The 11696-nt window shown below is 62.2% G+C and carries 11 protein-coding genes; 5 read left to right on the forward strand and 6 right to left on the reverse strand.

All coding sequences use genetic code 11. From position 1 onward, the window contains the following. Nucleotides 1-37 precede the first annotated feature (37 nt). Nucleotides 38-544: a protein-export chaperone SecB gene (gene secB / locus AC0NID_RS06125; RefSeq protein WP_473451837.1), complete on the forward strand. Its 507-nt coding sequence runs from the start codon at nucleotides 38-40 to the stop codon at nucleotides 542-544. A gap of 96 nt (nucleotides 545-640) precedes the next feature. Here secB and dnaQ read toward each other — a convergent pair whose 3' ends face one another. The 5 genes from dnaQ to AC0NID_RS06150 all read right to left on the reverse strand — a co-directional run bounded on the left by dnaQ (nucleotide 641) and on the right by AC0NID_RS06150 (nucleotide 4498). Further along, nucleotides 641-1363 (reverse strand): DNA polymerase III subunit epsilon, encoded by a 723-nt coding sequence (gene dnaQ, locus AC0NID_RS06130; RefSeq protein WP_473451839.1) that lies wholly within the window; start codon nucleotides 1361-1363, stop codon nucleotides 641-643. 85 nt (nucleotides 1364-1448) lie between these two features. After that, nucleotides 1449-2051: a dephospho-CoA kinase gene (gene coaE / locus AC0NID_RS06135; RefSeq protein WP_473451841.1), complete on the reverse strand. Its 603-nt coding sequence runs from the start codon at nucleotides 2049-2051 to the stop codon at nucleotides 1449-1451. A 4-nt stretch (nucleotides 2052-2055) separates the two neighbouring features. After that, nucleotides 2056-2910 (reverse strand): shikimate dehydrogenase, encoded by an 855-nt coding sequence (locus AC0NID_RS06140; RefSeq protein WP_473451843.1) that lies wholly within the window; start codon nucleotides 2908-2910, stop codon nucleotides 2056-2058. Further along, nucleotides 2903-3502 (reverse strand): Maf-like protein, encoded by a 600-nt coding sequence (locus AC0NID_RS06145; protein ID WP_473451845.1) that lies wholly within the window; start codon nucleotides 3500-3502, stop codon nucleotides 2903-2905. Before AC0NID_RS06145 ends, AC0NID_RS06140 begins: the two co-directional genes overlap by 8 nt. Nucleotides 3503-3676: 174 nt before the next feature. Beyond that, nucleotides 3677-4498: a pyruvate, water dikinase regulatory protein gene (locus AC0NID_RS06150; protein ID WP_473451847.1), complete on the reverse strand. Its 822-nt coding sequence runs from the start codon at nucleotides 4496-4498 to the stop codon at nucleotides 3677-3679. A gap of 522 nt (nucleotides 4499-5020) precedes the next feature. Here AC0NID_RS06150 and hemE point away from each other — a divergent pair. The 3 genes from hemE (at nucleotide 5021) to rho (ending at nucleotide 8017) form a co-directional block, all read left to right on the forward strand. After that, nucleotides 5021-6049 carry a uroporphyrinogen decarboxylase gene (gene hemE / locus AC0NID_RS06155; protein ID WP_473451849.1) on the forward strand — a complete coding sequence of 343 codons (1029 nt, stop codon included), beginning with the start codon at nucleotides 5021-5023 and terminating at the stop codon, nucleotides 6047-6049. Then, the gene (gene hemJ, locus AC0NID_RS06160; protein ID WP_473451851.1) at nucleotides 6046-6582 is read left to right on the forward strand and encodes a protoporphyrinogen oxidase HemJ; all 537 of its coding nucleotides are present in this window, start codon (nucleotides 6046-6048) and stop codon (nucleotides 6580-6582) included. The genes hemE and hemJ overlap by 4 nt, the downstream gene beginning before the upstream one ends. Nucleotides 6583-6751: 169 nt before the next feature. Continuing rightward, complete coding sequence (gene rho, locus AC0NID_RS06165; RefSeq protein ID WP_292166614.1) at nucleotides 6752-8017, forward strand: transcription termination factor Rho; 1266 nt, start codon at nucleotides 6752-6754, stop codon at nucleotides 8015-8017. A 187-nt stretch (nucleotides 8018-8204) separates the two neighbouring features. On the opposite strand, the gene AC0NID_RS06170 is transcribed toward rho, so the two are convergent. Then, on the reverse strand, nucleotides 8205-10223 hold the full coding sequence (locus AC0NID_RS06170) for a thioredoxin domain-containing protein (RefSeq protein ID WP_473451853.1): 2019 nt from the start codon (nucleotides 10221-10223) through the stop codon (nucleotides 8205-8207). Between the two features lie 63 nt (nucleotides 10224-10286). On the opposite strand from AC0NID_RS06170, the gene mnmE reads away from it, so the two are divergent. Beyond that, complete coding sequence (gene mnmE, locus AC0NID_RS06175) at nucleotides 10287-11621, forward strand: tRNA uridine-5-carboxymethylaminomethyl(34) synthesis GTPase MnmE (RefSeq protein ID WP_473451855.1); 1335 nt, start codon at nucleotides 10287-10289, stop codon at nucleotides 11619-11621. Nucleotides 11622-11696 lie beyond the last annotated feature (75 nt).

The following is an 11696-nucleotide window of genomic DNA, read 5'->3' on the forward strand; positions in this document are numbered from 1 at the left end:
GGTCAGCGACGCTGCCCAGGCAAAAGGACAACGGCTTATGGCCAGCAAAGACGACGCGCCGACCGGCGCAGCCAGCGGCAACGGCAACGGCAACGCGGCGCAGCCTTCGCTCAACGTGCTTGCCCAATATGTGAAGGATCTTTCCTTCGAAAGCCCCGGCGCGCCGAACTCGCTACGAGGCCGCGACAAGGCCCCTGGCATCGCCATCAACGTCAATGTCAACGCCAACCCGCTTTCGGACAAGCAGTTCGACGTCAATCTGACGCTGAACGCCAAAGCATCCTTCGATCAGGAAGTGCTGTTCAACGTCGAGCTGGTCTATGGCGGGGTATTCGCCATCACCGGCTTCCCGCAGGAGCACATGCTGCCGCTCCTGTTCATCGAATGCCCGCGGCTGCTGTTCCCGTTCGCCAGGCAGATCATCGCTGAGGCGACGCGCAACGGCGGCTTCCCGCCCCTGATGCTCGACCCGATCGATTTCGCGCAGATGTTCCAGCAGAAGCTGGCCGAGGACCAGGCCGCCGGCAAGGTCAAGGCGAGCTGAGGCGATCGTTGTCAGGCCTTTGAAAAACCCGGCCGCGCGCCGGGTTTTTTGTTTGCGATGTCGGCAGGGGCGCGCGAAGGATCGCTCCGGTCAAAATCACTGTGTCGCGGAACTTGCTTCCGGGGCGACGCGCAGCCAGAGCGCCTTTTCGCCGAGCGTGCCGACCATGCTCGCGTGCGCGATACGATCTGCATCGGTCAGACGAGACGGCAGCGCTATCGGCCGGACGTCGATGCTGATGTCGATGTCGGCGACATTTCTCCTTCCGGCCGCCGGCGCCGTGGCGCTGTCGAGGACAAGCGCCGCCTGTTTGCCGCCGATAAGCTCGATATAGACTTCGGCCAGCAATTCCGAATCGAGCAGCGCGCCGTGTTTGGTGCGTCGAGCATTGTCGATACCGTAGCGCCGGCATAGCGCATCCAACGAGTTGGGGCCCATGGGGTGCTTGCGGCGCGCCAGCGCCAGCGTGTCGACGACACGCCCGGGGTCGACGACAGGATGTCCAAGCCGGCCGAACTCGACATTGAGGAAGCCGACATCGAAAGTGGCATTATGGGCGACCAGCTTCGCGCCGTCGATGAAGGCGAGAAACTCCTCGGCGATGTCCCGGAAGGTCGGCTTGCCCATGAGATCCGCGGCGCTGATGCCATGAACCGCCTGCGCCTCAGCATGAATCGGCCGCCCTTGCGGATTAATGTAGTGGTGAAAGGTGCGGCCGGTCGGGAAACGATTGACCAGCTCGATGCAGCCAAGCTCGATAACCCGGTCCTCGCGGGAATCAAGACCGGTGGTTTCCGTATCGAAGATGATCTCGCGCATCAAATCAGTCCGTTTGGTTTGGCGTCATCCTAGCCGAATCACGCTGGGAACAAAATGGCAACAACCAACGTTGGCCGCAAGCCTCTTAACCGGGCCTGCCTACCTTATCCCCGACCAGTTCGGTGACGATTGCATGGACCACCCTGCGCGCCGCATCAAAGCCTTGTCCGGTATCGATAACGAAATCGGCGGCCTCGCGTTTTTCGGCGTCGGGAACCTGCCTGGCCAGGATCGACGCCAGCTTTTCTTCCGTCATGCCCGGCCGCGCCAGCACGCGGGCGCGCTGGATTTCGGCCGAGGCGGTGACGACCACGACCTTGTCAACGCGGCCGCGGCCGCCGGTTTCGAACAACAGCGGGACGTCAAGAACGACAAGCGGTGCGCCGGCGGCACGGTTCCTCGCCAGGAAGGCATCGGCGTCGGCGCGGACGAGCGGGTGGATGATGGCTTCCAGCCGTTTCAGCGCGGCGGCATCGCCGAGCACCCGCTCGGCCAACTTTGTGCGGTCGACCGACCCGGGCTGTGTGGTTCCGGGAAAAGCCGCTTCCACCAACGGAGCCGCCTTGCCGGCGTAGAGGCGGTGCACCGTCTCGTCCGAATCGTGGACGGGCACTCCGGCCTCGGCAAACATCTTTGCCGTGGTCGACTTGCCCATGCCGATCGATCCGGTGAGGCCGAGCACGATCATGTTTTCATTCCTTGGTCATTCCTTCGGCACCGAGATCGGCGACGATCGTCCGCCGCAATTCGGCGGTGACCTGCGGCCTGATGCCGAACCAGCGCTCGAAGCCGGGCACCGCCTGGTGCAGCAGCATGCCGAGCCCGTCGACGGTCTTCAGGCCCCGCGCTTTGGCTGCGGCCAGCAACGGCGTTTCCAGCGGCACATAGACAATATCGGTGACGATGGCATGGTCCGGCAGCCTGGCCGGATCGGCGGACAGGCCCTCATTGCCATGCATGCCGAGCGCCGTGGTGTTGACCAGCAGGCCGGCATCGGCAAGCAGTTCGCCGGTCGCGGCCGTGCCGTGGGCCGAGACCCGCGCGCCGAAGCAGCGGCGCAGCTCCTCTGCTCGGGCGAGCGTCCGGTTGACGATGCGGATGTCGGCAATTCCACGCTCAATCAGCGCATGGATGACCGCGCGGGAGGCGCCGCCGGCGCCGAGCACCACAGCCGGGCCGTTTGCGGCCCAGCCCGGCGCATGCTCGTCGAGATTGGCGGCAAAGCCATGGGCGTCGGTGTTGCCGCCCCACAAATCGCCGGCCTCGAACCACAGCGTGTTGACCGCGCCGATTTGCTCGGCCGCATCGTCACGGCGCCCCGCCAACGCGAAGGCGGCCTCCTTGTGTGGGATGGTGACGTTGCCGCCACGGTAGCCGTTCGCCTCGAGCGTCCTGACGAATTCGGCAAAATCGTCCGGCGCGACGTCGATAGCCCGGTAGCTGCCGTCGATGCCGTACGTCGCCAGCCAGTAGCCATGGATCTTCGGCGACCGCGAATGCGCGACCGGATGGCCGGCGACGAAGGCCTTTTTCGCGGTCTCAGCCATCGATGGCTCCGAGGTCGCGCAGTTTGGCCAGGACTAGCAGAAGCGGCAGTCCGACGATGGTGAAATAGTCGCCCTCGATCTTTTCGAACAGCTGGATGCCCTCGCCCTCGATCTGATAGGCTCCGACGCTGGACAGCGCCTTGGCACCGACGCGCGCCAGATGGCGACCGATGAAGGCCGGATCCAAATTTCGCATGGTCAGGCTGGCGACGCTGACATGCCGCCACAGAACAGCGCCGTCGCGTGCGAGCACCACGGCACTGTTGAGCTGATGGGTCTTGCCAGACAGCGCCAGCAGATGGCGGCGCGCGCCTTCCATGTCGGCCGGTTTGTGAAACACTTCGTCGCCGAGCGACAGCGTCTGGTCGCAGCCGAGCACCAGGGCGCCGGGCTTTCGCTCGCTGACCTCGGTGGCTTTGGCCTCGGCAAGCACCAGGGCGACATCCTCCGGCGACACACCGCTGTCTTTTAGTGGCGCCTCAAGCGCGCGCTCATCGACTTCCGCCCGGACCGCCTCGATGGCGACGCCAGCATTGACGAGCATCGCCTTGCGGAACCGACTTCCCGAAGCAAGGATGATTTTTTCGGTCATAATTTTTCGCGCCCGATTTTGGCACGCGCCCAGGGTGTGTTGATATTCCGGTCAGGCCGCGCCGTGAATGATGGGTTCCGAGAACCGGGGCGGAGCGTACTTTTGGGTACGTGAGCACCGGAAGCGCAGGAAACCGCCGTTCGCAGGCCGGCATCACCTGAATATCGACATGCCCTAGCGTGTCTTTCCGCGCAGGGCAACGATCGCCGCCGCCGTCTCTTCGATCGAGCGGCGGCTGACGTCGATCATCGGCCAGCCATGCCGGGTGCAGATCTGGCGTGCATAGGCGAGTTCTTCGGTGATGGCGGCGCGGTCGACATAGTCGGTGGGCTCGTAGGCGCTGGTGTTGCCGAGGATGCGGTTCTGGCGGACCTGCGAGATGCGCTCGGCGGTGGCGATAAGCCCGACGATCAGCGGCGTCTTGGCATTGACCAGGCTTTCCGGCACCGGCACGCCGAGCACGATCGGAATGTTGGCGGTCTTGATGCCGCGGTTGGCGAGATAGATGCTGGTCGGCGTTTTCGAGGTGCGCGAGATGCCGATGAGCACGATGTCGGCGTCGTCCATATTGGCCGGCAGCTGGCCGTCATCATGGTCCATGGTGAAGTTGAGCGCGTCGATACGACGAAAATATTCGGCATCGAGGACATGCTGGGCGCCGACGCGGCGTCCAGCCGGCGTGCCGAGATAGGACTGGAACACGGCCAACACCGGTTCCAGCACGGAGACGCAAGGCAGGCCCATGGCCGCGCAGCGCTCGTCGATACCGCGGGCAAGGTTCTGATCGACGACCGTGTAGAGGATAATGCCCGGCTCCTCCTCGATGTCCTCGAACACTTTCGTTACCTGCTTTTCGGTGCGGATGAGCGGATAGATATGCTCGATGGCGCGCGCATCCTTATATTGCGCGGAAGCCGCTCGGCCGGCTGCCAGCAACGTTTCACCGGTGGCATCGGAAATCAGGTGAAGGTGAAAGAAGCTCTGGGGTTTGTTCACAGGGTTCGTTCCAAGCTGTGGGCCGATGTGGATAAGGTCGGCCGGAAAGATCGGCTGGTTGGAACGACTGTATCAGATGGCGGCTTGTCCACAATTCGGTGCGCTGTCGGCTTCTTCGGGCGACTGGGGACAAGTCCGGGGACAGGCTGTTTGACTCAGCCTCATCCACAGCGCCGATCATGCACCTGGAAAGCCAAACCACTGACTCGACGGTGAAATTTCCGATTGTCCCCAAAGCCCTCCTATCAAGAAAAAGAAGCACGCGACAATATGCTGGCTGGTCTTTTCCGGGGCAAAGCGGGACAGGTGACAACCACCACAACCAACAGACTCTTAGAATCAGAAGATTCCTAGAAATAGAATATTTAATTATAGGGAAGCCTGGAGAGGCAGAGGATTGGGCCCTTTGACCTAGCCTAGAAAGAGATGATGAACGATCGCTGCGGGCCGGCCTTCAACTGCCGATCTCTGAGGTTGGCGATTGGCTCCCGAAGGTCACTACACTGGAGAGGCGAGCGCTTAATGCCTGAAAACCGCATTATGCTGGACGTGTTGAAGGGGGAAACTGTGTTTCCGCCGCCGCTTTGGATGATGCGGCAAGCCGGCCGTTATTTGCCGGAATATAGGGAGACGCGCAGGCGGGCCGGATCGTTCCTCGATCTTTGCTACGATCCCGATCTTGCCGTGGAAGTGACGCTTCAGCCGATCGAACGCTTCGGCTTCGATGCATCGATCCTGTTTTCCGATATCCTCGTCGTGCCGCATGCGCTGGGCCGCGACGTACGTTTCGAGGAAGGCCGCGGGCCGCTGCTGACGCCGATCTCGGCCGCCGAGATTTCGGCTCTGAGCGGCGAAACGTTTCACGTGAATCTCGATCCGGTCTACGAGACGGTCAGGCGATTGCGAGCGAAACTACCTGATGAAACGACGCTGATCGGCTTCTGCGGCGCGCCTTGGACGGTAGCGACCTATATGATTGCCGGCCACGGCACGCCAGACCAGGCGCCGGCGCGGCTGTTTGCCTATCGCGAGCCGGCGGCGTTTTTACAGCTGCTGCAGGTGCTGGCCGATCAATCGGCCGCCTATCTCATCCGCCAGATCGAAGCCGGCGCCGATGTGGTGCAGATATTTGATTCCTGGTCCGGCGTGCTCGATGAAGTTTCCTTCGAGGCCTTTTGCGTCAGGCCGGTGGCGGAGATCGTCAGGCAGGTTCGGGCCGTCCATCCCGATGTTCCGATCATTGGCTTTCCCAAGGGCGCTGGCGATCACTACCGGAGCTATCGCCAGAAGACCGGTGTGACCGGGTTGGGGCTCGACTGGACCGTGCCGCTGACGACGGCGCGGGAACTGCAGCGCGACGGCGCCGTGCAGGGCAATCTCGACCCGGTGCGGCTGGTGGCCGGCGGCAAGGCGCTTGCCGCCGGCGTCGAGGCGATCCTCGGGGCGTTAGGCGATGGGCCGCTAATCTTCAATCTTGGCCACGGCATCACGCCGGAGACGCCAATCTCGCATGTCGAGGCGATGGTGAAAATGGTGCGGAGCGCGTCATGACGATGATGGGCGGTAGCAATAGCGGCGGGGCGGCGATGCGCCGCGCGGCAATCGCGATTGCCGTCTTCCTTGTTTTGGCCGGGGTTTTGTTTCTCTTAGGGCCGGATGATTTCTATCCCTGGGCAAAGGCGATCCATGTCATCGCCGTCATCTCTTGGATGGCGGGCATGCTCTATCTGCCGCGGCTGCTGGTCTATCATGCCGACGCGGAGAAGGGCTCCGTGCAATCGGAAACCTTCAAGGTGATGGAGCGCCGCCTGCTGCGCGGCATCATCAATCCGGCCATGACCGTCACTTGGGTGTTCGGCCTTTGGCTTGCCTGGAAGGGCTTTGGGTTTCAGGGCGGATGGCTGCATGCCAAGATCGCCGCGGTACTTGGGCTTTCCGCCGTTCACGGCTACCTGGCAGGTGCGGTGCGCAAATTCGCCGGGGACCGCAATGGAAAAGCGGCGAGGCACTGGCGGATGGTCAATGAAATCCCCACATTGCTGATGATCGTCATCGTCGTGCTGGTCATCGTGAAGCCGTTTTGACGCTTCGATGATCGGCAAAAGGCGGCTTGCTCTTTCAGTCTACCGACGATAAAAGACGGGTCTTCCTTCCCGTCATGCGCCGCCCCATTCATCGCTTCGGCCGCGCCCGGCATTTGTCGCATCCCGCCGATATTTTCCCAATGCTTACTCACTCAGAGTCCGTCTAATGATGCAAGAAATGAAACTCGCAGAGTTCAAGAACAAGAAACCGCCAGAGCTGATCGCCTATGCCGAATCGCTTGAGGTCGAGAACGCCAGTGTCATGCGCAAGCAGGAGCTGATGTTCGCTATCTTGAAGAGGCTGGCGACCCAGGATATCGAGATTATCGGTGACGGTGTGGTCGAGGTGCTGCAGGACGGTTTCGGCTTCCTGCGCTCGGCCAATGCCAATTACCTGCCGGGTCCGGACGATATTTATATTTCGCCGTCTCAGATCCGCCGGTTCTCGCTGAAGACCGGCGATACCGTCGAAGGCCCGATCCGCAGCCCGAAAGAGGGCGAGCGCTATTTCGCGCTGCTCAAGGTCAACACGATCAATTTCGACGACCCAGAAAAGATCCGCCATAAGATCCATTTCGACAATCTGACGCCGCTTTACCCGACCTCGCGGCTGAAGATGGAGATGGACGTTCCGACCTCGAAGGACATTTCGGCGCGTGTCATCGACCTGGTGGCGCCGCTCGGCAAAGGTCAGCGCGCCCTGATCGTGGCGCAGCCTCGCACCGGCAAGACGGTGCTCTTACAGAACATCGCCCATTCGATCACCACCAATCATCCCGAGTGCTACCTGATCGTGCTGCTGATCGACGAGCGGCCGGAGGAAGTCACCGACATGCAGCGTTCGGTGAAGGGCGAGGTCGTCTCCTCGACCTTCGACGAGCCGGCGGTGCGCCACGTCCAAGTAGCCGAAATGGTGATCGAGAAGGCCAAGCGCCTGGTCGAGCACGGACGCGACGTCGTCATCCTGCTGGATTCGATCACCCGTCTGGGCCGCGCCTACAACACCGTGGTGCCGTCATCCGGCAAGGTTCTGACGGGCGGTGTCGACGCCAATGCGCTGCAGCGGCCGAAGCGCTTCTTCGGTGCCGCCCGCAACATCGAGGAAGGCGGCTCGCTGACCATCATCGCAACCGCGCTGATCGATACCGGCAGCCGCATGGACGAAGTCATCTTCGAAGAGTTCAAGGGAACAGGCAATTCGGAAATCGTGCTCGACCGCAAGGTGGCGGACAAGCGCATCTATCCGGCCATGGACATTCTCAAGTCCGGCACCCGCAAGGAAGACCTCCTGGTACCCCGCCAGGACCTGCAGAAGATCTTCGTGCTGCGCCGCATCTTGGCGCCGATGGGAACGACCGACGCCATCGAGTTCCTGATCGACAAGCTCAAGCAGACCAAGACGAATGCGGATTTCTTCGATTCGATGAATACGTAGGTTCTTGGCGAGGAGTACGCTCGTCTTCGTAATCTTCGGGCTTGCCCGAGGATCCATGCCGGGACACCCGCCGGCGGACGCGACGAAGCAGAACTTGGATCGTTGTGACGCTCGGAAGGAGCGGGCATGGTCTTCGCCGCGTCGCTTCGCTCATTGCTTCGCCCTGGGATGACAAATTCGAAGTTAGCTACCGCCGGTGCAAGAGACGCTCCAGATCCTCGGGATTAGTGATGACCGGCAGGCAGACCTGCCCGGTGCAGAGCCAGGCACCCGGCTTGTCGGTTGGCGGCAGGATACCGCCAGGTAGCGTCGGTCGATTCGCTTCTGACCCGAGCGGCACGACGATGTCGACTCGGCGCGGGTCCGGATTTCGATTCGCGACCGGAACGAGCTGTGGATTCTCCGAACTGTCCACGATGACCAGTTTCAACGGCTCGATCGCGAGGGCACAGGCGTTGACGATGCCCGCCTGGCCGTAGGCCTGATGCGCCGCACGGCCGGCCGCATGTTCAGCGGCCCTCCAGGCCTTTTCCTGCAGATCGAGATCGCCGGTAAGGTAAGACAGCCGGATCAGAGCCTCGAGGATCTGGCCGGTGGCTGACGGGATGGCCTCGTCGACATCGCCCCTGATGCGGATCGGCACATCCGTGCTGTCGGACGCGGTCAGATAGTAACCCGTGTTGTCATCGTCGCGATGCCACTGGTCGAGTTGCGCGATGAATTGGCCGGCCAGATCGGCGTAGTTCGATGTGCCGGTCGCTTCGAACAACGAGATCGCAGCGTTGGTCATGGCGGCGTAGTCGCTGGACAGCGCGGGAAACAGTTTTTTGACGCCGAGCATCGAATGCGGCAAGCGATTGTCGCGACCAGCATCGGCAATGGCGGCAAAGGCCTCTTCCGACGCCTCGATCCAGTCGGTCCGGCCGAGCGCACGCCCCGCCTCGGCAAGAGCCGCGATCATCAGACCGTTCCAGTCGGTCAGGGCTTTGCCGTCACGCCCAGGCCTGATGCGCTGCTCTCTGGCTGCCAGCAGTTTTTCTTTCATCGGGATGAGCCGCTCATGATCGACCACGCATTGCGTTTGCTGGGCTTCGGTCTGATGAACGAGTGGCTTGCCTTCCCAGCCATGCGGTTTGGAAAGCGTGAAGTACTTGAAAAACAAAGCTGATTCGTCGTCAAGAACGGTCTCGATCTCATGTCTGTTCCAGGAGTAGAACAACCCCTCCTCGCCCTCGCTGTCGGCGTCGAGGCTGGCGGCGAACGTACCGCCATCGACGCGCATCTCGCGCAGAAGCCAACGAACAGTCTCTTCGATTCGTACCCGGAACAATTCGTTGCCGGTCGCCGCATAGGCCCAGTTGCACAGCCGGATGAGCTGAGCGTTGTCGTAGAGCATTTTTTCGAAGTGCGGCACCAGCCACTCGGCATCGGTCGAATAGCGGCTAAGCCCGCCGCCGATATGGTCGTAGATCCCACCCGCCAGCATTTTTTCGAGGCTGAGCAGGACGGCATCGCGATGGGCTGTGGCTCTGTCGCGCAGCCCGGACAGCCAGAGCGTGTGCATGAATGGCGCGTTGGGGAATTTGGGCGCGCCGCGCAGCCCCCCCAGATCCCTGTCGATCATCCCGTCGATGCCGTTGGCGAGCGTGGCCAACGTATCACGGTCGAGCACCGCCTTGGGATGAGCGCTCGCCAGCCGCGCCTCGATATGGGTGGTCAAGCCGTCAGCGCTTTGGTTAACGCTTTCTTTCTTGTCCCGCCACGCCTTGTCGACCGCCTCGAGCACCTGGACGAAGCCTGGGCGGCCGTAACGGGCCTCGCGCGGAAAATAGGTGCCGCCCCAGAAGGGCTTGCCGTCTGGCGTCAGGAACATGGTCAGCGGCCATCCGCCCTGCTCGCCCATTGAGGACAGTGCCGCCATATAGATCTGGTCGATGTCCGGTCGCTCTTCGCGATCGACCTTGATATTGACGAAGAGACGGTTCATGACGGCGGCGACGTCGTCGTTCTCGAAGCTCTCATGCGCCATGACGTGGCACCAGTGGCAGGCGGCGTAGCCGACCGAGAGCAGGATTGGCCGCTCCAGCGTCTTTGCCTCGGCGAGCGACGCTGGTGACCACGCCCGCCAATGCACAGGATTGCCGCTATGCTGCTGCAGATAAGGGCTGGCCTCTTCGGCAAGTAGGTTCTGCGCGGGCAACGTCACGGTCGGGCACTCGGCAATTGTCGGTGAATAAGCGAAGCTAGGGCGGTTGTGCTGGGTCGGCAAATGATTTCAGGTGATTCCATCGTTGCCTTGTCGAGCGGTCGCCTGCCCGCCGGCGTTGCCGTGATCCGCATTTCCGGTTCCAAAAGTCGATTCGTGATCGAAACGATTACCGGCTCGACGGCCAGGAACCGGGTTGCGGCCTATCGCAAATTCAGGGCGCCCGACGGTTCGGTGCTCGACAGCGGCCTGGTCGTTTTCTTTGCCGGGCCTAGCAGCTTTACCGGAGAGGATATCGCCGAATTCCATGTCCATGGCGGACGCGCCGTCGTGGCGAGGATGCTGGAGACGATTGCCGGATTCGACGGCGTCAGGCATGCAGAGCCGGGGGAGTTCACGCGCCGCGCCTTTCTCAATGGCAAGGTCGATCTGGTCGAGACAGAGGCGCTGGCCGATCTCATCAATGCCGAGACCGAGGCGCAGCGGCGCTTTGCCGTGCAGAATGCCGAAGGTGTTCAGAGCGAGCTCTACCTGGGCTGGCGCCGTCGGCTCATCCATGCGCGGGCGATGATCGAGGCCGATATCGATTTTGCCGACGAAGACGACGTACCCGGTTCCGTTGCGGCGACTGTCTGGGCGGACGTCCGGGCGATGATCGATGAGATAGAACGTCATGTCGATGGCTTCCGGGCCGCCGAAATCATCCGTGACGGGTTCGAGGTCGTCATCCTAGGCGCGCCGAATGCCGGCAAATCAAGCCTGTTCAACGCACTGGCCCGGCGCGACGCGGCGATCGTCACCGAAGAGCCCGGCACGACCCGCGATCTCCTGGAAGTGGTGCTGGATCTGGAGGGGATGCGGGTAAGGGTGACGGATACGGCCGGCCTGCGCGAGGCTCCAGGTAGGATCGAAGCCATCGGCATCGAAAAGGCAAGGAGTAAGGCTGGGACTGCCGATTTGTTGCTTGTACTGGAGGATATGGTGGACCCGACCGCAGCGGGTGCATTGCCGACCGCCGTCCCGGCATTGAGAGTCGGGACAAAAGTCGATCTGCTGAAGGATCGTTCGCTTGCATCAGGGGCTTTGGCGCATTATGAGGCGGTTATCTCCACCAGGGACGGGACCGGGCTGGCGGAGTTGCTGGCCGAGATCGGCCGACATGCCGCAGCCCAGATCGGCCGAGCCGGCGAGATCCTACCTTCGCGTCTGCGGCATGTCGAACTTCTCGGCGAGACGAAACGGTTCCTGTGCGCGGCGATCATGGAGGATGAGCGGGGTCAGGAATTGCGGGCCGAGGAATTGCGCCTGGCGGCGGACCGACTTGGCCGGATTGTCGGCGCCGTCGATGTCGAGGACATGCTGGACGTCATCTTTGCGCAGTTCTGCATCGGCAAATGACTCACGTGAAACACTGGGGACGAGTCGGAAGTGATTCACGTGAAACACAGGGACGGGAGGGCGGCGGTGTTGTTT

It is taken from the genome of Mesorhizobium sp. WSM4821 (genome assembly GCF_055901555.1).

Coding starts and splice junctions, on each gene's coding strand:
- secB (WP_473451837.1), top strand. CDS start 38: ATGGCCAGCAAAGACGACGCGCCGACCGGCGCAGCCAGCGGCAACGGC.
- dnaQ (WP_473451839.1), bottom strand. CDS start 1,363: ATGCGCGAGATCATCTTCGATACGGAAACCACCGGTCTTGATTCCCGC.
- coaE (WP_473451841.1), bottom strand. CDS start 2,051: ATGATCGTGCTCGGCCTCACCGGATCGATCGGCATGGGCAAGTCGACC.
- AC0NID_RS06140 (WP_473451843.1), bottom strand. CDS start 2,910: ATGGCTGAGACCGCGAAAAAGGCCTTCGTCGCCGGCCATCCGGTCGCG.
- AC0NID_RS06145 (WP_473451845.1), bottom strand. CDS start 3,502: ATGACCGAAAAAATCATCCTTGCTTCGGGAAGTCGGTTCCGCAAGGCG.
- hemE (WP_473451849.1), top strand. CDS start 5,021: ATGCCTGAAAACCGCATTATGCTGGACGTGTTGAAGGGGGAAACTGTG.
- hemJ (WP_473451851.1), top strand. CDS start 6,046: ATGACGATGATGGGCGGTAGCAATAGCGGCGGGGCGGCGATGCGCCGC.
- rho (WP_292166614.1), top strand. CDS start 6,752: ATGCAAGAAATGAAACTCGCAGAGTTCAAGAACAAGAAACCGCCAGAG.
- mnmE (WP_473451855.1), top strand. CDS start 10,287: ATGATTTCAGGTGATTCCATCGTTGCCTTGTCGAGCGGTCGCCTGCCC.